This window comes from Rahnella victoriana (assembly GCF_021276285.1).
GTDB classification, from domain to species: domain Bacteria; phylum Pseudomonadota; class Gammaproteobacteria; order Enterobacterales; family Enterobacteriaceae; genus Rahnella; species Rahnella victoriana.
This window is the reverse complement of sequence record NZ_CP089919.1, coordinates 3,162,705-3,181,908: the sequence shown is the minus strand read 5'-3', so window position 1 is coordinate 3,181,908 and position 19,204 is coordinate 3,162,705. Positions and strand designations below refer to the sequence as shown.

The following is a 19,204-nucleotide window of genomic DNA, read 5'->3' as shown; positions in this document are numbered from 1 at the left end:
GTTAATGTGCAGCAGTGCTGATAACGGTCGCTTTAGCCAGTTGCGGCCAGATATTCATGACCACGTCGATAAGCCGGTTCAGTTCATCCGAACTTGCGCCATCACGCGCCTGAACCGAGAAGCCCTGAATGGTGCAGGCGAGGTATTTCGCCAGCAGGGCGCTGTCGGTCACAGCGGTCAGATCGCCGCTCTGTTTTTTCTTCTCGAAATATTCAAACAGAGTGCGTTCCTGCGAGAGGTGGCGTGCACGCAGCATTTCGGCAATATCCGCAGACGATGAAGACATCCCGGATGATGCGCTGATCATAAAGCAGCCACTTGGCGTGTCGCAGTCGGTAAACAGCTCAACGATGGCACGCAGATAGCGCCCGACCGTATCCTCGACGGACAAATCTGTTCTGCTCAGTAAACATGAGCTCTTTTCGTAAAAGTTTTTCAGATAATGTTCAACGGCTGCGCGGAAAAGCCCTTCTTTGTTGCCAAATTCGGCATACAGAGTAGGCGCTTTCGCACCGGTTGCTTCGACCAAATCAGCTAATGACGTGGCCTCATAACCATGGCGCCAGAATAAATTCAGGGCCTTGCTCAGAGCAGTTCCACGGTCGAACTGTTTTGGGCGACCGCGACTTTTCCGGACCAAAGCCGTCTGTTCAGTGCTCATACACCCTCCTTCCATCACCATTGTGATTATGGTTATAAAAACTTATCGTTGAAATAAGTTAACGATCATTATTAAAAATAGTTGCGCACAAGTCCAGCGGAGTTTATCATTTAATTATCGAGCGATAAGAAAATCACTCACACCCGCAAAGCAGCACAGCTAAAGACGCTTTTTATAAGCAATAAACCCAGGACGTAACATCATGAGTAACTTCAAAATCCTTCTTGCAGTTCTGGCATTGACCGCTGTACCGGTTGCCAACGTTGCCGCACAGCAGGTTATCATGATGCCTTTACAGAGTCAGGAAGTCGCCATGGTCAATGTGACCGGTGACAGTAACTTTTGTAACCCGGCTACCTGCGCGAACAAAAAAGTCGAACAGGGCCGAATTCCAACTTCTCCGACTCAGCCACCTGCACCTTCGACCTCTGGTCATCAGCCCCCTTCTATCTATTACTAAAGAAGAGTGGCACCTGACGACAGATTGTCAGGGCAGGAATAACGATAAGGCGGCCTGTGTCGCCTTATCTTTTTCGTCGCCGCCCCCTGTTTTATCACCCTCTCCGGTCAGAACCAACCATTAACTTAGCGATCATTAAAGATTCATTCAGCTCATTTTTAGATAAGCCCTATCCCTGTGAGTTTCGTGAATCATTTTAAAAACATAAATTTAACAAAACCAAAACAAGATACCGTTTTGATGTGATGCGTGTCACAGCACAATAAGTTAACGCTCATTAAAAAAACATCTTGCACAAACTCTCAACACCCCTTACCATTTACTTATCGAACGTTAACTAATAAATAACGTTGACCCGACACTGAGGGTTCGAAAGAAGAACCCCCGAACAACAGATTAATGAACAGGACAAGACATCATGAAAAACATCGCAATGACACTCGCAGCACTGACACTGGCTACCGCTTCTTTCTCTGCCCTGGCAGCTACTGAAGTTCAGTCCGCTCCGGCAGGTGAACAAACCATCGGGACCATCAGTGCTTCTTCAAACGGCAACCTGAGCACCCTGCAGTCAAAACTGAATGCGAAAGCGACAGAAGCCGGTGCAACGTCTTACCGCATCATCGGTGCTTCTGGTGAAAACCACTTGTACGGTACTGCAGAGCTTTATAAATAAGCCCGCTGGGATCCGTTAGAAGATTGTTCCGCACAATTAGTTAACGATTAATAAATAAATCAGTTGCGCAGTTTGTGATCAAGGTCTAACATTTACTTATCGAACGTTAATAAATAACGTCGGACTGAAAAATCACCTGCTGATAAAGAGATATAAGGAAGACCATCATGAAAAACGTAAAAATGACATTAGCTGCAATCGCCCTTGCTACCGCATCATTCTCGACGCTGGCGGCAACAGAAGTTCAGTCTGCACCTGCCGGTCAGCAAGCTATCGGTGTGGTCAGTGCAACATCCAGCAATGACCTGTCCAGCCTGCAGAATAAACTGAATGCCAAAGCCAATGACGCCGGTGCAAGTTCATACCGCATCATCGGTGCATCAGGTGAAAATCACCTGTACGGTACTGCAGAGCTGTATAAATAAGCACTGAGTTTTTAAGGGTAAAACGACATTGAGTTGACGATTAAAAAACTGAATGTTGTATCGGACAGAAGACAGCTTTGCCCATTAAATGAACGTTGATGACAACGCCTGGCAAAGCTTAAAAAATCGAATTGAGGAAACCATCATGAAAAACATTACTATGACTCTCGCCGCCATTGCGCTGGCAACCGCTTCATTCTCTACCCTGGCGGCAACAGAAGTTCAGTCTGCGCCTGCTGGTCAGCAAGCAATCGGTGTGGTCAGTGCGACATCCAGCAATGACCTGTCCAGCCTGCAGAATAAACTGAATGCCAAAGCCAATGACGCCGGTGCAAGTTCATACCGCATCATCGGTGCATCCGGTGAAAACCACCTGTACGGTACTGCAGAGCTGTATAAATAAGCTGATGTAAGCAGTAAAGAGCAGTAAGCAGAAGAGGCGGCGTTTGCCGCCTTTTTCGTGTCCGGGGTTTACACCAAAAAAATCAGTGAGCCGAACTTTTCAGCTGGTTGTCCTGCTGATGTTGCTCCACTGCCAGTTCGATCAGGCGCGTGATCAATTCGCTGTAACCTACGCCGCTGGCGGCCCAGAGTTTCGGATACATGCTGATATTGGTGAAGCCCGGCAGCGTGTTGATCTCATTAATGATCACTTCCCCCTGCTCCGTCAGGAACACATCAACGCGCGCCATACCGCGACATTCCAGCACCTGAAATGCCTGTAAAGCGATAGCACGGATACGGTCGTGCGTTTCCTGCGGTAAATCCGCCGGAACGGCAATCGATGCACCGGATTCATTGATGTATTTGGTGTCGTAGGAATAAAAATCGTCGTGCAGGATCACCTCGCCGCAGACGCTGGCCTGCGGGAAATCATTACCCAGCACCGCACATTCAATTTCACGCCCTTTGATTGCCGATTCCACCAGCACTTTATGATCGAAACTGAACGCCTGATCCATGGCGCGTACAAAGCCCGCTTCATCGCTGACTTTACTGACGCCCACGGAAGAACCCTGATTAGCCGGTTTGATAAACAGCGGTACACCGAGTTTTTTCGACACATCGGCAAAGGTATTTTTTTGACGGTTGGCGCGGGTCAGACAGACAAAGGGCGCCACGGATAAACCGGCATCACGCAGCAAACGTTTGGTGACATCTTTATCCATGCTGACTGCCGAACCCAGCACGCCGGAGCCAACAAAGGCGATGTTGGCCATGCGCAGCAACCCCTGCAATGAACCATCTTCGCCCAGCGTGCCGTGCACGATCGGGAAGATCACGTCCACCTGCGACAGCGCGCTGGCACTGTGGGTTTCGATTAGCTGATTTTCAGTCTGACCGGGGATCAGCGCGACCTGATTATTCGAGCGGTTCAGGGCAATCAGCGACGGATTTTCAGCGTTGATCAGATAATTACTGGCATCGTTAATGTGCCACTCACCTTTCTTATCAATGCCCAGCAAAGTCACCTCAAAACGCTGTTTATCAATCGCATCCACAATGTTTTTTGCCGACTGCAGTGACACTTCATGCTCTGCCGATTTACCGCCAAAAATAATACCAACCCGTAATTTACTCACCTGCTGCTCCTTGTCGCCCGCCTCAGCGGACGGCCAATTTTCTGTAAACAATCCTGCTAAGCCACCACGACTAATCAACAACAAACAGTTTCGCGCCAACCGGTGTGGATGAACGATGCGCTTCGGCGTTGTCCGCCACCTGATAACTCATGCCCGGCGACAGGGTAAAAGTACGCCCGTCTTCAAGACGCGTGTGAAGCTCTCCCTCAAGGCAAAACAAAACATGCCCTTTACTGCACCAGTGATCGGCTTCATAACCTGCGGAGTATTCGACGATACGCACACGGATATCGCCAAATTTTTGCGTACGCCACAGCGCCATACCGGCATCACCCGGATGCTGCGTCGGTGTGACGTCGCTCCAGTCTGTCGTGCAAAACGGAATCGCCTCAAGTTTCATGAGTTTCTCAAAGTCGGAAAATGGAAGGAAAGCCAGCATAAAAGTGAGCGGTAAATTTATCAATCGCTTGCTGAAAACAAATCATTAACAGTCTGCCGCAAAGTTACGTAAAGCCGACTTTTCTGAGAGACAGACGACAGCCCGCGTATGGCGGGGCTGCTGAGAAAGCAGGCTGAGTGCTTAAAACGGTTGTGTTGCATGAGGTGTCTGTGGGACAGAGTTCACATTTTATCGACTATGCTTAATGTTCTGTTGAGAAAGAACACAGACAGGCGCACGCACCTCAATTCCAACGCGTTGTTCATTTATTCACAGCGCGCCACAAAACAAGGAGCAACATATGCCATATCAAACAATCAATCCGTTCAACAATAAGCTCATCAAAGAATATCAAACACATAATGATCAGCAGGTTGAAGAAGCGCTCTCCACCGCCCACGCCCTGTACAAATCTGACTGGGGCCAGGGCGATATTAAGCAGCGCGTTAACGTACTGCATAAATTGTCTGAACTGATGGCTTCCCGCGTCGATGAACTGGCGGAAGTGGTCAGTGTTGAGATGGGGAAACTCATCGGTCAAAGCCGCGGCGAAGTACAAATTTGCGCAGATATTGCGAAATTCTACGCGGAAAACGCCGAAGAATTTCTCAAACCTGTGCCTTATAAATCCGATCTCGGCGAAGCCTGGGTTGAGCATCATCCGATAGGGATCATCATGGCCGTCGAGCCGTGGAACTTCCCGTTCTATCAGTTGATGCGCGTGCTGGCACCGAATCTGGCGTCCGGTAACAGTGTGGTGGTGAAACATGCCAGCATCGTGCCGCATTGTGCCCAAACATTTGAGAAACTGGTTACCGAAGCGGGCGCGCCAAAAGGGGCGTATACCAATCTGTTTATCTCTCAGGATCAGGTCAGTGCCATCATCGATGATGATCGCGTTCAGGGTGTCGCGCTCACCGGCTCGGAAAAAGCCGGTGCCGTAGTGGCCTCACGCGCTGCCAGTAAGCTGAAAAAATCGACGCTGGAACTGGGCGGCAACGATGTGTTTGCCGTGCTTGATGATGCGGATATCGACAAGGCTGCGAAAGCGGGTGCGCAGGCGCGTGTTTCCAACGCCGGTCAGGTCTGTACCGCCGCCAAGCGTTTCATTGTTCATGAAAAAATCGCCGATGAGTTCCTTAAAAAATTCACCGAACACTTTAAGGCGCTGAAGATTGGCGATCCGCTGGATTCGTCCACCACGCTGGGGCCACTGTCGTCAGAAGAAGCCCTGAAAACCCTCAGCAAACAGGTCGATGACGCCGTGAAACATGGGGCGAAACTGCACTTTGGCGGTAAAAAAGTCGAAAACAATCCGGGTAACTTTTATGAGCCGACGATCCTGACGCACATCACCCGCGATAACCCGGCCTATTTCGAGGAGTTCTTTGGCCCGGTTGCACAGGTGTATGTGGTGAAAAATGATGAGGAGCTGGTGAAACTTGCCAACGACTCCCATTACGGCCTCGGCGGTTCCCTGTTCACCACGGACCTGACCCGCGCCCGTAAGCTGGCAAGCCAGATTGAGACCGGCATGGTATACGTCAATTCCCCGACGGATACCGCAGCAGAACTGCCGTTCGGCGGCGTGAAACGCTCCGGTTTTGGCCGCGAACTGTCTGATCTCGGTATCAAAGAATTTGTGAACCAGAAACTGGTGGTGCTGGCCGCGAAGTCCTGATTTCCTTGCACCTCCCCTTCGCAGGGGAGGTGCAAGCGGGAAACTACGTAAAGTAGAACCGGATAATGTGGAAGAACACCGGTGCGGCGAAGCACAGGGAATCGATGCGATCCATCATGCCGCCGTGCCCTTCGATCATGGCCCCAAAATCTTTAACACCCCGGTCGCGTTTGATCGCCGACATGCACAGGCCACCTGCGAATCCGAGCAGGGTGATAATCAGGGAAATCAGCGCCGCCTGCCACGGAGCGAACGGCGTGATCCACCACAGCAGTGTACCCACCAGCGTGGCGCTGAGGATACCGCCGACAAAGCCTTCGAGGGTTTTATTCGGGCTGAGACGCGGCGCAATCGGGCGTTTACCGAACAGTTTGCCAAACACGTACTGCAACACGTCCGAAATCTGCACCACAATCATCAGGAACAGCAGCAGCTTGATGTTCTGATTCTCATAGCCCGGAATATTCAGCATCAGCAGCGCCGGTGCGTGGCTGATGCAATACACCGCCAGCATCATGCTCCACTGAATTTTCGCGCTGCGCTCGAGGAAATTCACGGTATCGCCAGCCAGCGCCATACGGGTCGGAATAAACAGGAACGCATACACCGGAATGAAAATGGCAAATGTGCCGTACCAGCGTTCGCCCACCAGCAGATATTGCAGCGGCAGCATGATGAAGAAACACCAGAACAGCGCCTCGTGGTCGCCGCGTCGCGTCGGGGTCAGCGTGATGCATTCGCGCAGCGCCAGAAACGACATCACCGCAAACAGCAGCGTCGAGCCAACTGGCCCGAACCACATCGCCATCACGGATAAAATACACATCATCCACCAGGCGCGGATGCGGGCATTCAGGTTAGCGACGACCGGCGTATTGCCTTTTACCAGCGCAATCAGATACCCCAGAATGCTGGCGATCAGTAACAGACCGAACAATCCGCACAATAAATAAACTAATGATTTATCCTGAAAATTCATGATGCCAGTGCCTCCAGAGCCGTCCTTGCACGAAGCAGGAATTCCGTTTTGTCTTCCCCTTCCCTGATCCCTTCTACCGGTTCACCAAAGGTGGCGGAACACAGGATCGGCACCACCAGCCGTGAGCCTTTCGGCAACACACGGTTAAGGTTTTCGAGATACACCGGCACCAGTTCCACATCCGGATTCATTTTCGCCAGATGCCAGATCCCGCTTTTGAAAGGGGAGATTTCTTCACCGTTGCCGCGTGTGCCCTCGGGGAAAATAATCAGCGACTGGCCTTTGCGCAGCGGGTCATTCATCAGCTCCAGCGCGTTATTCGGCTGTTCGGTCTGCTTTTCGGCAGGGCGACGTTTGATAAGCACCGCGTTAAACACGCGGCGGGCGATGTAACGGCGCAATTTTGAGGAAAGCCAGTAATCGGCTGCCGCCACCGGACGGACGTTGCCGCGTAACCGCGCGGGAAGACTGGCCCAGATCACCATGCCGTCAAGATGGCTGGAGTGATTGGCGTAGTAAATCCGTGCCTGTTTTCCCGGCAAGGGTGCCAGCCAGCGGGCGCGGATGCCCGTCAGCAAACGGCATAAGCGCACCAGAAAACCCGCCACCAGACGGCCATCCAGCGGTAATTTAGTCTGATAATCCATCATCATTTCCTTGTTTGTCAGCCTGCGTCTGCAGGTCACGCAAAATCCCTGCACCACGACGCCAGCAGGTTACCAGCGCGCCGAGGCAGATTATGGTCAGGCAGGTCAGCAACAGCAGTTGCCCCCACTGGACGGGCAGGAAGATCGCCACCACCGCACCGGCGCACAAGATTGCCATACGGTGCTGCTTCGCCATCGGCCCGAGAAATTGCTGTTTCAGCCCGCAGGTCCCGCCGAGCAGACGCAGATACGCCGTCATCAGCGCCAGCAATGCCGCTGCCCAGCCGAGGATGGCCGCCTCCGGCCAGGCCGTCAGGCTGTAACCGACGCCGAGTAAAATCAGCGTATCGGAAACGCGATCCGGCAACTCGTTATACACCGGCCCCGCCGGGCTGCCCATGCCGCCTTCGACCGCCACCATGCCGTCGAGCAGATTGCAGATCAGCCGCCCCTGAATCATCAGCGCGGCCAGCAGCAGGAAAATCCCCCGCCCGACGGCTGACCCGACATAAAATGCCAGCAGAAAACTCAGCCCGGACACCAGCGCAAAGGCCATGCTGGCGACCGAAATCTGGTTGGGCGTCACACCCTTATTTTTCAGCCAGCGCGCACTGTCTTTCGCCCAACGCTTATCCCGCGTGGTAATCGGCCGCCGGTCTTTTAAATTCAGATCCATAAATAACATCCCTTTATATGTCAGGGGTTAACCCTGTTTTTTGTCCGCCCTGAACGGGCGAGCAGATAGTATAAAAGTTGACTGCCTGATGACACTTTTTTGTTCTGAAATCACCGTGAACTTTTTCCATGCGACAGCTTATGCTTTTTTGACGCGGGCTTAGATTATTTAATTGGTTGCGAAAATCAGCCGATATGTTAAAACTCTGCTACAGAGTATTAGACGGCTAAACGTCTGAATCCCCATCCGTCTATTTAATAAGGCCGAACCTCCAGTGACCTCCTCCCTCCTTGAGATGCGCAACATCTCGATTTCCTTTGCCGGTTTCCCTGCCCTGCGCCAGGTGGATTTCACGCTGGAAGGCGGATCCGTCCACGCATTAGTCGGCGCGAACGGTGCGGGAAAATCGACCCTGATGGCGGTGCTTTCCGGCACACATGACCATTACAGCGGGCAAATCAGCATCGACGGCACGGCGGTTAACATCCGTCTGCCGCATCATGCCCGCGGGCACGGTATTCATCTGGTTCAGCAGGAGGTTGATGTCGCGCTGGTGCCGACGCTTAACGTCGCCGAAAACATCATGCTCGATCGCCTTGCCGAACCGGGTCATCTGCACAACTGGCCGCAGCTTTATCGTCAGGCGCAGTTGCTGACCGAACAACTCGGGCTGAACATCAGCCTGAGGGCGCGCATCGACAGCTGTACGCTGGCAGAAAAACAGCTGATTTTGCTGGCGCGGGCGTTATCGCATAAATGTCGTTTTCTGATCCTCGATGAGCCCACCGCCCCGCTGGATCAGGCGGAAAGCGCACGACTGTTCGCGCTGGTACGCAAGCTGAAAGCCGCCGGAATGGCGATTGTGTTTATCTCGCACCGTATTCATGAACTGCGCGATATCTGCGATCGCATGACCGTATTGCGCGACGGGCGTCTGGTGAGTGATGACAGTATGGACGGCCTGAGCAATGAGCACATTATCGAGAAAATGATCGGCCATCAGCTCGACGATATTTATCCGCCGCGCCGCCCGCCGCACAGCGGTGAAACCCTGCTGAGCATTCAGGGTATGCACGATAAAGACAAACTGCGTGATATCTCTCTGCGTTTGCATCGCGGGGAAATCCTCGGTATTGCCGGGCTGGCCGGTGCCGGGAAAACCGAACTGTGCAAGGCGCTGTTTGGTGCGACGCCGAGTCAGGTCGACAGCGGTGAGCTGAACGGCAAACCGTGGAAGCCGAAAGAACCGCATCTTTCCGTGGAACAGGGACTGGCGCTGGTACCGGAAGAACGGCGCAAGGAAGGGATTTTCATTGACGAAAATATCCCGATGAACCTCAGCGTCACCGCCGACGACACCTTTTCGCGCTGGAGCATTTTCAGCGGGCGTCAGTCGTTGTCGTGGGCAAAAGACATTATCAGCCGCTTGGGCATTCGCGCTTCCGGGCCGATGCAGAAGCTGGCCCGGCTTTCCGGCGGCAACCAGCAAAAGGTCGCCATCGGGAAATGGCTGCGCAGTGAGAGTCAGGTGTTGATCTTTGACGAACCGACCAAAGGCGTAGACATCAAGGCCAAAACGGACGTGTTCAGGCTGATCGACGGCCTGGCGCAACAGGGAAAAGGCATTATTTATGCTTCCGGTGAGTTCGCCGAACTGGTCGGTTTATGCGACCGCATTCTGGTGTTATGGGACGGCCGGATTGTCGCCGAACTGAACGCCGCAGACGTCGACGAAGAAACCTTATTAACCTATTCAACCGGAGGAATCCCCGCGTGAACAAAGCCGTGGTGAGTAAAGAAAACGTGCCCTACGCCCCACAACCGTGGCGTCATCAGCTGTTTGAGTTTTTGTATAAATGGGGCATGTTGCTGACCGTGGTATTGCTGATCGCCGCGTTTGGCATCGCCTCCGATAACTTCCTCGAACCTTCGAATATCATCAATATTCTGCGCTCGATTGCCATCGTCACGGTGATTGCCATCGGCGTGTCGATCTCACTGGCCGTCGGCGGCTTCGATTTATCCGTCGGCTCAACGGCATCGCTTGCCAATGCGCTGGTGATTTCGATGTTCGTCTGGCACGGATTCGGCACCACCGAAGCCATTCTGATCACGCTGGCGCTGTGTACGCTGGTCGGCCTGTTTAACGCCTTTCTGATCGTGATCCTGAAAATTCCTGACATGCTGGCCACCCTCGCCAGTCTGTTTGTGATTCAGGGCGCAGCGATGACTTACAGCTACGGCGGTTCCATCACTGAAAACATGTTATTGCCAAGCGGCGACATGGCCGAAGGCACGGTCCCTGCGGTGTTCAGCCTGCTCGGTCAGGTGCCGGTGATTGTGATCGTGATGGCCGTTGTCACTGTCGCGGTGCAGCTGTTTATGTCACTGACCAAACATGGCCGCCGCATGTACGCCATTGGCGGCAACCCGCTGGCCGCACGTCTGGCCGGTATCCGCACCGCGCGCTACCGGGTGATTGCTTATGTGATGTCATCGGTGCTTGCCGGTGCGGGCGGAATATTGCTGGCTTCGCGCATTGGTTCTTCTCAGGTCAATGCCGGTGGCGGTTATCTGATGGACGCCGTTGCCGCCGCGTATATCGGTTTCTCACTGGCCGGTTCCGGTAAGCCGAATGCGCTGGGAACCCTGCTCGGCGCGGTGATTTTAGGCGTGTTGTCGAACGGGCTGGTGATGTTATCGGTGCCGTATTATGCGATGGATATCATTAAAGGGCTGGTGCTGGCAGTGGCGCTGGCGCTGACGTATATTCAGAAGCGGTGATTTTTTTCCGTGATATCAGATTTCAGGCATAAAAAAACCGCTCAGCTGAGCGGTTTTTGCTTTCGTTTTCGTGTAACGACGAGACGTTACGCAAAAGCGAAGAATTAGAAGCGGTAACCCACGCCTGCGATCCAGGTGCCAACATCAACACTGCGGATGCGGGACTGTTCGTAGGAAACGTCAAGAGCAACGTTTTCGATTGGGTTGAACTGCAGACCAGCACCGTAAGAGAAACCGTAATCGCTTGAATCGTATTTTTCACGGCCAGCGGTAGATGCTGCTGATTCGGTGTACTGAGATTTACCGTAACCCACACCTACAACACCGTAGATGGAAGCCCAGTCGTTCAGACGGTAAGCAGGACCTGCAGTGATGCCGTAGTATTGACCTTTACGGTAGTCACCAGAAGCCGGAGTGCTGTCGTCTTCAATGTAAGTGAAAGAACCGATAACGCCCAGTGGGTTGTTATCTTGTTCGTAGCGGTATTTTAAGTTGAAGCCGTTTGCTTTGTTAGCAACGCCTTGCATATCACCCTGTGCGTAGCCAGCGGTAACGGTGCTGGTATCAGCGAATGCGCTTGTAGAAACGCCCAGTGCAACAACGCAAGCTAATGCGGAAAGACATGCGATTTTTTTCATAATAACCACCTCAAAAAGAGAAACCAAAGTAACCTTCACGTTTGAAAATATAACAAAAAGCAGTGTGAAACTCTGCCTGATTATAGATGTCCAAAGCATCATATGGTGTAACAGAAAGTTTCCAACATAGTGTATCCTTATAATTTTATTGTGATTTTTGCCACAAAAACTATAAGGTAAACTTATTGAACTTTTTAAGATTAGCAGATAAATCCTAAAGTTTTGGACAAAAAATGAACTATTTTCAGCCATTTTTTCAGAAAGCCGCTCCAAAAAAAACTTTTTTTCAGAGATTTTTTCTCTCCTGATTTCCCACTACACTGACTGCTCTTTACCTTTCTTTTCAAAACTATAAATCTGAAGTTCCGGATTCATGGGATCACCTCAAAAGGCGCAATGGATGACACAGTCAGGACAACATAAGCCGCAGGAATCTGCGACGCATAACAACAGCCCTCCGGTTCCCGCATTACCGAAAAAAGCCTCTCCGCTGATTGCGATTCTGTTGTTACTGATCGCCATGCTTTCCCTGCAGGGGGGCGCGTCACTGGCAAAAACCCTGTTCCCCGTGGTTGGCCCGCAAGGCGTCACGGCGCTGCGTCTGGGTATCGGCTCGATCCTGTTGCTTCTCTATTTTCGTCCGTGGCGCCTGAAAATGCGCGGCGGTAATTTGCGGGCGCTGCTGATGTACGGGCTGGCGCTCGGCTGTATGAACTATTCGTTTTATCTGGCGCTGCGGACGGTGCCGCTGGGCATTGCCGTTGCACTGGAATTCACCGGCCCGCTGGCGGTCGCGATGTTCTCCTCACGCCGTCCGGTCGATTTCATCTGGGTGGTGCTGGCGGTGCTCGGCCTGTTTTTCCTGTTGCCGCTCGGGCAAAGTGCCGGTGGCGTCGATCTGAAAGGGGCATGTTTTGCGCTGATCGCCGGGGCCTGCTGGGCGGTGTATATTCTCGCCGGACAGCGCGCAGGCAGCAGTTACGGGCCGGGGACCGCCGCGATGGGTTCCCTGATTGCCGCGTTAATCTTCTTCCCGATCGGTGCCGTTCAGGCGCATACCTCGATTTTCAGCTGGGAAATTTTACCGCTGGGCTTGCTGATCGCCCTGCTCACTTCCGCCATCCCCTATTCACTTGAAATGATGGCGCTGACCAAACTGCCTGCCAAAACCTTCGGCACGCTGATGAGCATGGAACCGGCGATGGCTGCCCTTTCCGGCATTATCTTCCTCGGGGAATTCCTGACGGCAACACAGTGGCTCGGGCTGGCGGCGATTATCGCGGCCTCTGCCGGTTCCACGCTGACGCTGCAACGTAAAACCAAAATCGAAACGGTGGATATTCCCGGCAATACGCCTTCCGGTAAATAATCCTGCCCCTTTTCTGCTAAAAAGCCGCGTGTTCAGAACGTGGCTTTTTTCTTTGGTATCAAGGCATTAAAAATAACGTTCGTTTATTTCACTTTTTTATCGTTTTTCCTGCATCCAAAAGCAGGGGGTCATTCGTATGTATAGAGGTGAGGCAAGACCTTACCTACTTAACACTCTAAGGACACCATCATGAAAACCTTACTCCGTACCGCAATCTGTGCTTCTCTCCTGCTGAGCACTGCGTCAATGGCAGCAATGATGTCCCAGAGCACCACCATGGTCGGTGGCGCTGAAATGTATCCGTCCAAAAATATCGTCGAAAATGCCCTGAATTCGAAAGACCACACCACGCTGGTCGCGGCAGTGAAAGCCGCCGGTCTGGTAGATACCCTGCAGGGCAAAGGGCCGTTTACTGTTTTCGCCCCGACCAACGCGGCCTTTGCTAAATTACCGGCAGGCACCGTGGATAATCTGGTGAAACCTGAAAACAAAGCCACGCTGACCAGCATCCTTACCTATCACGTGGTGGCAGGTAAATATGAAATGAAAGATCTGGAAAAACTGCTGAAAAAAGGCAACGGCACGGCGGAACTGAAAACCGTTAACGGCCAGCCACTGTGGATCATGAATAACGGTCCGCACAATATTCAGCTCAAAGATGGCAAAGGGAATGTCGCCAATATCAGCACTTATGACGTCCAGCAGAAGAACGGTGTGATCGACGTCATTGATACCGTCCTGATGCCAAAATAATACCGACTATACTGAGGGCATGATTTCTCTTATGAAACAGCACCTCAGTAAGTCAGGACGGGCGAATGCATGACAATTTTTTAGTTAAGCCAACACCAGAGAAAGCGCCGGAAATCCAGCGCGAACTGATGAGCGCCATGGCCGTTGGCGATCGTCAGGCATTTGAGCAGCTATATCGTCTGACGTCCCCCCGGCTGTTCGCCGTCGCATTACGCATGTTGCGGCGACATGCCTGGGCAGAAGAAGTGTTACACGACAGCTATATCACCGCGTGGAACCGCGCCGCCTCTTATAATCCGGCGCTCAGTTCCCCGATGACCTGGCTCACGCACATTGTCCGCAACCGCGCTATCGACTGGATGCGCGGGAGCGACAACCAGTTAGATGAACTGGATGACACAATGGGCGACAGCGATGCCAGCGACAACGATGAACCCTTGCAACGGCTGCAACAGGACAGCGACGCCAAAATTCTCGCCGCCTGCCTCGCGCACCTTCCCGCCGAACAACGACAAAGCCTGATCCTTGCCTATTATCAGGGCCTGTCGCACGGCGAGGTGTCATCCCATCTGCAACAACCTCTGGGGACGATCAAAAGCTGGATCCGTCGCGCCCTGGATCACTTAAAGAGCTGCGTCGGACTATGAAAAGCAGAAGCCATTATCATGCTGCCCTCGCGGCTGAATATGCGCTCGGCACGTTGCGCGGCGCAGCCCGGAGACAGTTCGAGCAAAAAATGCAGGCGGATCCTGAACTGGCGGCGGAAGTCGCCCGCTGGGAGGAAGCCTTCACCCAACTGGATAATCAGATTGTGCCGGTGATCCCACCCGCGTCGGTGTGGAAGCGCATTCAGCATAGTCTCGCGCTCCAGCCTGTCCGCCTGATGCCGGCATCTAAAAGACCGGTGCGTGGTTATGTTGGCTGGGCGCTGGCCGCCGGGCTTGCCGCATTGCTGCTGATCCCGCGCCTGCTGGTGCAGCCAGAAGCACCGACACCGGTGGCGATTCTGGCCAGCAACGCCGGTGCGCAAAGCGGCCAGTGGGTGGTCAGTGTCGATAAAAGCACCCGCAGCCTGATGCTGACGCCGCTTAACGCGCAGAGTATTGCCACGGACCGCAGCCTCGAACTGTGGGCCATTCCGCCGGGCGGCAAACCCCGCTCGCTCGGCTTGCTGAACACCCAACAACCGACGCAACTGACGCTGGCCGCGAAGATGCCTGATCCGGGCTATACGCTGGCGATAAGCCTGGAGCCGCGCGGGGGGTCGCCGACCGGACAACCGACCGGTGCCGTACTCTACAGTGGCGCGCTGAGAATGTAGCTGAGAATATCGTAGTGGGCTTATTATCCCGGCGGCGTCATTTCTGCCGGGATAATAATCTTTGCGGATTAACACTGTAATCATTCTTATTTGTTAATATGTCTCATTCCAGTCTGGATATACCGCAACCCTCCCCCGGCGAATATATATCCCGATATTTCATGTTACATTCATTAATACTTCACCCGTAAAAAATGAAAACCACAAAAAACATGAAGCCCGTTCAGGAACATTCCTATCTCACTTTGAAAACAGTGTGATACGGTAAATACCTGTGTGGTGTAACGCATCACATGGCGGCAGCTATCATAGCGATAGGAATGACTGCCCGGCAAAATGCCCATTTATTGCTATACTGTATGCAGTTCTGAAATACCTATTAATTAACAGTAAGCGAAACAAGGAGATCTAAATATGAGTACCGCTAAACTGGTCAAAACGAAATCTTCTGAACTTATCTACACACGCAACGATTTAGATGAAAGCGTTAAACTGAATACTATCAAGGTGCTGAACCGTCTGGTGACGGAATATATCGATTTATCGCTGATCACCAAACAGGCTCACTGGAATATGCGTGGCGCAAACTTTATTGCCGTCCATGAAATGCTTGATGGTTTCCGTACTGCGATTATTGATCATCAGGACACCATCGCAGAACGTGTGGTGCAATTAGGCGGCGTGGCACTGGGTACCGTGCAGGTGGTGAATGATAAAACCCCGCTGAAAAGCTACCCGACCAATATCCACACCGTGCAGGAACATCTGAAAGCACTGGCTGAGCGTTATGGCGTGGTCGCGAACGACACCCGTAAAGCCATCGGCGAAGTTGAAGATGAAGATACCGCAGATATTTTCACTGCCGCATCGCGCGACCTGGATAAATTCCTGTGGTTCATTGAATCCAATATCGAGTAATCAGGACTCGGTAGCCGCAGTGATTAGGCTGCGGCAACATGTATGAAGATCAATGCGAAGCGGGCGGGTGGAGATCACCGGCCCGTTTTTACTTTTTCTGAGGTCATTCCGGAGGTCAGTCATGGCAAGCGGTTGGGCGCAAGATGGCGCCGTTCAGGATCAGATCGATTCGACAGTCAGCGATGCCGTCGAACGCGCACGTCAGTCCCTCGGACATGGCGAAAGTGCGCACTATTGCAAAGAGTGCGGAGAGCCAATCCCCGAAGCCCGCAGAAAAGCACTTCAGGGCGTTCAGTATTGTGTGAACTGTCAGGCCGCACTGGACAAAAAACAGCAGGATCATGCCGGATATAATCGTCGTGGCAGCAAAGACAGCCAGTTACGCTAGCACTTTTTCTTATATACCCATGCACCATTATGGTTCAACGAAAGCTATTTCCTGCGTGAATACTCCCTTCCCTTCCTTTACATCTGCTTCAAAACTGAGCACTCGTTTTCCCCATGTTCCGGGAAAGTTAGAGCGAGTTATCATTTGAGCAGCGCATTTGTTAATTAATGATTGTTTAAAAGACAACATCTGGTTAATGATGAGGCTGTGCACCATGAGAGAACATGACAACCTGCAACAACGCACCATAATGGTGCCTTGCTGCCGTAAATGTCAGCTTGATCGGTTCAGCACGACGTTAAACCATTGAATTTTAATATGCATCGTTTTTGGCATGAATATTGCATAAACAGGCCGTAATATAAAGTCGTTCCCATAATATGTACAAAGGAAATTCACTGATGAAGTCACTCTTAAAAGTTTCCCTGGCCGCGTTAACTCTGGCCTTTGCCGTTAGCTCCCACGCAGCAGATAAAAAACTGATCGTAGCTACCGACACTGCGTTTGTACCGTTTGAATTCAAACAAGGCGACAAGTACGTCGGCTTCGACATTGACCTGTGGGACGCGGTCGCCAAAGAGATGAAAGTCTCTTATGAACTGAAACCAATGGATTTCGGCGGCATCATTCCTGCCCTGCAAACACATAACATCGATCTGGCGCTGGCGGGTATCACCATCACGCCGGAACGTAAAAAAGCGATCGACTTCTCTGACGGCTATTACAACAGCGGCCTGATGGTGATGGTTAAGAGCAACAACGACGCGATCAAAAGCGTTGCTGATCTGAAAGGCAAAACCGTGGCAGTGAAAAGCGGCACCAGCTCCGTGGATTACATGAAAGCCAATGTGCAGACCAAAGATCTGCGTCAGTTCCCGAACATCGACAGCGCCTATATGGAACTGGGCACAGGCCGTGCTGATGCGGTGATGCACGACACGCCAAACATTCTGTACTTCATCAAAACTGCCGGTAAAGGTCAGTTCAAAGCGGTCGGTGATTCACTGGCGGGTCAGCAATACGGTATCGCTTTCCCTCAGGGCAGCGACCTGCGTGAAAAAGCCAACGCCGCGCTGAAAACCATCAAAGAGAATGGTACTTACGCAGCCATCTACAAAAAATGGTTTGATACCGAACCTAAATAAGTCATTTTTCATTTAAGTCGTTCCTTTTCAGAAAGAGCACTTGATAAGAAGCGCCTGCCGGAAAGTGATCCGGACAGGCGCAGTTTGTTGTTTTACCAGGAGATAATCCATGCAGTTTGACTGGAGCGTAATTTGGCCCGCTCTGCCTATCCTGCTCGAAGGCGCTAAAATGACCCTGTGGATTTCGGTCCTCGGTCTGGTTGGCGGTCTGATTATTGGTGTGATTGCGGGGTTTGCCCGCGCGTTTGGTGGCTGGTTCAGCAGCAACGTCGCACTGGTCTTTATCGAGCTTATTCGCGGTACGCCTATTGTCGTACAGGTAATGTTCATTTATTTCGCACTGCCGATGATGGTGCCCGATCTGCGGATCGATCCGTTCAGCGCGGCGGTGGTGACAATCATCATCAACTCCGGTGCGTATATCGCGGAAATTACGCGTGGCGCGGTGTTGTCTATTCACAACGGTTTCCGTGAAGCCGGTCTGGCACTGGGTTTATCCCGCCGTGCGACCCTGCGTTACATCATCATGCCGCTGGCGTTGCGCCGCATGCTGCCACCCCTGGGTAACCAGTGGATTGTCAGTATCAAAGACACGTCCCTGTTTATCGTTATCGGTGTCGCCGAGCTGACCCGTCAGGGCCAGGAAATCATCGCCGGCAACTTCCGCGCCATGGAAATCTGGAGTGCGGTGGCTGTTATCTATCTGATCATCACGCTGGCTCTGAGCTTTGTTCTGCGCCGCTTAGAACGCAAACTGAAAATTATATGATTGAATTCAAGAACGTCTCAAAACACTTTGGTAAAACCCAGGTGCTCCACGACATCGATCTGAACATTTCTCAGGGTGAAGTCGTGGTTATCATCGGGCCGTCCGGCTCCGGTAAATCCACGTTGCTGCGTTGCATCAACAAGCTGGAAGAAATCACTTCCGGCGAACTGATTGTTGATGGCCTGAAAGTCAACGATCCGAAAGTCGACGAACGTCTGATCCGCCAGGAAGCCGGTATGGTGTTCCAGCAGTTCTATCTGTTCCCGCACATGACCGCACTGGAAAACGTGGCGTTCGGCCCGATCCGTGTGCGTGGCGCGTCGAAAGATGAAGCCAATAAACTGGCGAAAGAACTGCTGGCGAAAGTGGGCCTGTCCGAACGGGCCAACCACTATCCGTCAGAGCTGTCCGGTGGCCAGCAGCAGCGCGTGGCGATTGCCCGTGCGCTGGCAGTTAAGCCTAAACTGATGCTGTTTGATGAGCCAACCTCTGCGCTGGATCCTGAACTGCGTCACGAAGTGCTGACCGTCATGAAGCAACTGGCAGAAGAAGGCATGACGATGGTGATCGTGACCCACGAAGTCGGCTTTGCCGAGAAAGTGGCCTCCCGCCTGATCTTCATCGATAAAGGCCGCATTGCAGAAGACGGTAAACCGTCGGATCTGGTAAACAATCCGCCGAGCGAGCGTCTGCGCGAGTTCCTGCAACACGTTTCTTAAGCGTGACGCTGCCGTTCTCCTCGCCCTGCGAAGGGGGAGGCAGGGAGGGGGTTTAGCAGATAAAATCCTTGCTAAAGCACACTTTGACTTTGGTTTTTGACCTTAATACCCCACCCCAACCCTCCCCTTCGCAGGGGAGGGAGTTTTTGTAACGCTGCCTGCTTATCGCACGT

23 protein-coding genes are annotated in these 19,204 nt (G+C 52.4%); 16 read left to right on the top strand and 7 right to left on the bottom strand.

Annotation, left to right across the window (positions count from 1 at the left end):
• Nucleotide 1: 1 nt before the first annotated feature.
• A complete protein-coding gene (locus tag J9880_RS14700; protein WP_095922743.1) occupies nt 2-661 on the bottom strand; it encodes a TetR/AcrR family transcriptional regulator in 660 nt (219 codons plus the stop codon).
• Between the two features lie 202 nt (nt 662-863).
• On the opposite strand from J9880_RS14700, the gene J9880_RS14695 reads away from it, so the two are divergent.
• The 4 genes from J9880_RS14695 to bhsA (J9880_RS14680) all read left to right on the top strand — a co-directional run bounded on the left by J9880_RS14695 (nt 864) and on the right by bhsA (J9880_RS14680) (nt 2,625).
• Nucleotides 864-1,121 (top strand): hypothetical protein, encoded by a 258-nt coding sequence (locus tag J9880_RS14695; protein WP_095922744.1) that lies wholly within the window; start codon nt 864-866, stop codon nt 1,119-1,121.
• 418 nt (nt 1,122-1,539) lie between these two features.
• Nucleotides 1,540-1,797 carry a multiple stress resistance protein BhsA gene (gene bhsA / locus J9880_RS14690; protein ID WP_095922745.1) on the top strand — a complete coding sequence of 86 codons (258 nt, stop codon included), beginning with the start codon at nt 1,540-1,542 and terminating at the stop codon, nt 1,795-1,797.
• A 167-nt stretch (nt 1,798-1,964) separates the two neighbouring features.
• Nucleotides 1,965-2,222: a multiple stress resistance protein BhsA gene (gene bhsA / locus J9880_RS14685; protein WP_095922746.1), complete on the top strand. Its 258-nt coding sequence runs from the start codon at nt 1,965-1,967 to the stop codon at nt 2,220-2,222.
• A 145-nt stretch (nt 2,223-2,367) separates the two neighbouring features.
• Nucleotides 2,368-2,625, top strand: coding sequence for a multiple stress resistance protein BhsA (bhsA, locus tag J9880_RS14680; RefSeq protein ID WP_095925175.1), 258 nt, complete (start codon nt 2,368-2,370; stop codon nt 2,623-2,625).
• 82 nt (nt 2,626-2,707) lie between these two features.
• Here the strand turns inward: bhsA (J9880_RS14680) and ddlA are convergent, their stop codons facing one another.
• Nucleotides 2,708-3,805: a D-alanine--D-alanine ligase gene (ddlA, locus tag J9880_RS14675; protein ID WP_232769524.1), complete on the bottom strand. Its 1,098-nt coding sequence runs from the start codon at nt 3,803-3,805 to the stop codon at nt 2,708-2,710.
• Between the two features lie 70 nt (nt 3,806-3,875).
• Nucleotides 3,876-4,205: a DHCW motif cupin fold protein gene (locus J9880_RS14670; protein WP_095925176.1), complete on the bottom strand. Its 330-nt coding sequence runs from the start codon at nt 4,203-4,205 to the stop codon at nt 3,876-3,878.
• Between the two features lie 340 nt (nt 4,206-4,545).
• On the opposite strand from J9880_RS14670, the gene J9880_RS14665 reads away from it, so the two are divergent.
• On the top strand, nt 4,546-5,925 hold the full coding sequence (locus tag J9880_RS14665) for an NAD-dependent succinate-semialdehyde dehydrogenase (RefSeq protein WP_133822966.1): 1,380 nt from the start codon (nt 4,546-4,548) through the stop codon (nt 5,923-5,925).
• Nucleotides 5,926-5,968: 43 nt separating this feature from the next.
• On the opposite strand, the gene J9880_RS14660 is transcribed toward J9880_RS14665, so the two are convergent.
• The 3 genes from J9880_RS14660 to J9880_RS14650 are packed head-to-tail and all read right to left on the bottom strand — an operon-like array spanning nt 5,969 to nt 8,227.
• The gene (locus J9880_RS14660) at nt 5,969-6,904 is read right to left on the bottom strand and encodes a phosphatidate cytidylyltransferase (RefSeq protein WP_095922749.1); all 936 of its coding nucleotides are present in this window, start codon (nt 6,902-6,904) and stop codon (nt 5,969-5,971) included.
• Nucleotides 6,901-7,551 (bottom strand): lysophospholipid acyltransferase family protein, encoded by a 651-nt coding sequence (locus tag J9880_RS14655; RefSeq protein ID WP_095922750.1) that lies wholly within the window; start codon nt 7,549-7,551, stop codon nt 6,901-6,903. Before J9880_RS14655 ends, J9880_RS14660 begins: the two co-directional genes overlap by 4 nt.
• The gene (locus J9880_RS14650; protein ID WP_119822525.1) at nt 7,535-8,227 is read right to left on the bottom strand and encodes a CDP-alcohol phosphatidyltransferase family protein; all 693 of its coding nucleotides are present in this window, start codon (nt 8,225-8,227) and stop codon (nt 7,535-7,537) included. Before J9880_RS14650 ends, J9880_RS14655 begins: the two co-directional genes overlap by 17 nt.
• 295 nt (nt 8,228-8,522) lie before the next feature.
• On the opposite strand from J9880_RS14650, the gene J9880_RS14645 reads away from it, so the two are divergent.
• Together J9880_RS14645 and J9880_RS14640 are read left to right on the top strand one after the other, a co-directional pair.
• Nucleotides 8,523-10,004, top strand: coding sequence for a sugar ABC transporter ATP-binding protein (locus J9880_RS14645; RefSeq protein WP_232770475.1), 1,482 nt, complete (start codon nt 8,523-8,525; stop codon nt 10,002-10,004).
• On the top strand, nt 10,001-11,011 hold the full coding sequence (locus tag J9880_RS14640) for an ABC transporter permease (protein WP_232769523.1): 1,011 nt from the start codon (nt 10,001-10,003) through the stop codon (nt 11,009-11,011). Before J9880_RS14645 ends, J9880_RS14640 begins: the two co-directional genes overlap by 4 nt.
• 104 nt (nt 11,012-11,115) lie before the next feature.
• Here J9880_RS14640 and ompX read toward each other — a convergent pair whose 3' ends face one another.
• Nucleotides 11,116-11,649 carry an outer membrane protein OmpX gene (gene ompX / locus J9880_RS14635; RefSeq protein WP_095922753.1) on the bottom strand — a complete coding sequence of 178 codons (534 nt, stop codon included), beginning with the start codon at nt 11,647-11,649 and terminating at the stop codon, nt 11,116-11,118.
• Between the two features lie 400 nt (nt 11,650-12,049).
• Between ompX and rhtA the strand changes: the two genes are divergently transcribed.
• The 9 genes from rhtA to glnQ all read left to right on the top strand — a co-directional run bounded on the left by rhtA (nt 12,050) and on the right by glnQ (nt 19,031).
• Nucleotides 12,050-13,018, top strand: coding sequence for a threonine/homoserine exporter RhtA (gene rhtA / locus J9880_RS14630; protein ID WP_095922754.1), 969 nt, complete (start codon nt 12,050-12,052; stop codon nt 13,016-13,018).
• 189 nt (nt 13,019-13,207) lie between these two features.
• Nucleotides 13,208-13,771, top strand: a complete 564-nt coding sequence (locus J9880_RS14625) for a fasciclin domain-containing protein (protein WP_095922755.1) — start codon at nt 13,208-13,210, stop codon at nt 13,769-13,771.
• A 65-nt stretch (nt 13,772-13,836) separates the two neighbouring features.
• Nucleotides 13,837-14,418, top strand: coding sequence for an RNA polymerase sigma factor (locus J9880_RS14620; protein WP_119822527.1), 582 nt, complete (start codon nt 13,837-13,839; stop codon nt 14,416-14,418).
• Nucleotides 14,415-15,092, top strand: coding sequence for an anti-sigma factor (locus J9880_RS14615; RefSeq protein ID WP_232769522.1), 678 nt, complete (start codon nt 14,415-14,417; stop codon nt 15,090-15,092). Before J9880_RS14620 ends, J9880_RS14615 begins: the two co-directional genes overlap by 4 nt.
• 414 nt (nt 15,093-15,506) lie before the next feature.
• Nucleotides 15,507-16,010, top strand: a complete 504-nt coding sequence (gene dps, locus J9880_RS14610; protein WP_015689551.1) for a DNA starvation/stationary phase protection protein Dps — start codon at nt 15,507-15,509, stop codon at nt 16,008-16,010.
• 121 nt (nt 16,011-16,131) lie between these two features.
• Entirely contained in the window at nt 16,132-16,398 is a 267-nt protein-coding gene (locus J9880_RS14605; RefSeq protein WP_119822529.1) for a DksA/TraR family C4-type zinc finger protein, read from the top strand.
• Nucleotides 16,399-16,799: 401 nt separating this feature from the next.
• Nucleotides 16,800-17,543 carry a glutamine ABC transporter substrate-binding protein GlnH gene (glnH, locus tag J9880_RS14600; RefSeq protein WP_013574683.1) on the top strand — a complete coding sequence of 248 codons (744 nt, stop codon included), beginning with the start codon at nt 16,800-16,802 and terminating at the stop codon, nt 17,541-17,543.
• 109 nt (nt 17,544-17,652) lie between these two features.
• Nucleotides 17,653-18,312: a glutamine ABC transporter permease GlnP gene (gene glnP / locus J9880_RS14595; RefSeq protein ID WP_013574682.1), complete on the top strand. Its 660-nt coding sequence runs from the start codon at nt 17,653-17,655 to the stop codon at nt 18,310-18,312.
• Entirely contained in the window at nt 18,309-19,031 is a 723-nt protein-coding gene (gene glnQ, locus J9880_RS14590) for a glutamine ABC transporter ATP-binding protein GlnQ (protein WP_095922760.1), read from the top strand. Before glnP ends, glnQ begins: the two co-directional genes overlap by 4 nt.
• The last annotated feature ends 173 nt before the right edge of the window (nt 19,032-19,204 follow it).

Coding starts and splice junctions, on each gene's coding strand:
- J9880_RS14700 (WP_095922743.1), bottom strand. CDS start 661: ATGAGCACTGAACAGACGGCTTTGGTCCGGAAAAGTCGCGGTCGCCCA.
- J9880_RS14695 (WP_095922744.1), top strand. CDS start 864: ATGAGTAACTTCAAAATCCTTCTTGCAGTTCTGGCATTGACCGCTGTA.
- bhsA (WP_095922745.1), top strand. CDS start 1,540: ATGAAAAACATCGCAATGACACTCGCAGCACTGACACTGGCTACCGCT.
- bhsA (WP_095922746.1), top strand. CDS start 1,965: ATGAAAAACGTAAAAATGACATTAGCTGCAATCGCCCTTGCTACCGCA.
- bhsA (WP_095925175.1), top strand. CDS start 2,368: ATGAAAAACATTACTATGACTCTCGCCGCCATTGCGCTGGCAACCGCT.
- J9880_RS14670 (WP_095925176.1), bottom strand. CDS start 4,205: ATGAAACTTGAGGCGATTCCGTTTTGCACGACAGACTGGAGCGACGTC.
- J9880_RS14665 (WP_133822966.1), top strand. CDS start 4,546: ATGCCATATCAAACAATCAATCCGTTCAACAATAAGCTCATCAAAGAA.
- J9880_RS14660 (WP_095922749.1), bottom strand. CDS start 6,904: ATGAATTTTCAGGATAAATCATTAGTTTATTTATTGTGCGGATTGTTC.
- J9880_RS14655 (WP_095922750.1), bottom strand. CDS start 7,551: ATGGATTATCAGACTAAATTACCGCTGGATGGCCGTCTGGTGGCGGGT.
- J9880_RS14650 (WP_119822525.1), bottom strand. CDS start 8,227: ATGGATCTGAATTTAAAAGACCGGCGGCCGATTACCACGCGGGATAAG.
- J9880_RS14645 (WP_232770475.1), top strand. CDS start 8,523: ATGCGCAACATCTCGATTTCCTTTGCCGGTTTCCCTGCCCTGCGCCAG.
- ompX (WP_095922753.1), bottom strand. CDS start 11,649: ATGAAAAAAATCGCATGTCTTTCCGCATTAGCTTGCGTTGTTGCACTG.
- rhtA (WP_095922754.1), top strand. CDS start 12,050: ATGACACAGTCAGGACAACATAAGCCGCAGGAATCTGCGACGCATAAC.
- J9880_RS14625 (WP_095922755.1), top strand. CDS start 13,208: ATGAAAACCTTACTCCGTACCGCAATCTGTGCTTCTCTCCTGCTGAGC.
- J9880_RS14620 (WP_119822527.1), top strand. CDS start 13,837: ATGCATGACAATTTTTTAGTTAAGCCAACACCAGAGAAAGCGCCGGAA.
- J9880_RS14615 (WP_232769522.1), top strand. CDS start 14,415: ATGAAAAGCAGAAGCCATTATCATGCTGCCCTCGCGGCTGAATATGCG.
- dps (WP_015689551.1), top strand. CDS start 15,507: ATGAGTACCGCTAAACTGGTCAAAACGAAATCTTCTGAACTTATCTAC.
- J9880_RS14605 (WP_119822529.1), top strand. CDS start 16,132: ATGGCAAGCGGTTGGGCGCAAGATGGCGCCGTTCAGGATCAGATCGAT.
- glnH (WP_013574683.1), top strand. CDS start 16,800: ATGAAGTCACTCTTAAAAGTTTCCCTGGCCGCGTTAACTCTGGCCTTT.
- glnP (WP_013574682.1), top strand. CDS start 17,653: ATGCAGTTTGACTGGAGCGTAATTTGGCCCGCTCTGCCTATCCTGCTC.
- glnQ (WP_095922760.1), top strand. CDS start 18,309: ATGATTGAATTCAAGAACGTCTCAAAACACTTTGGTAAAACCCAGGTG.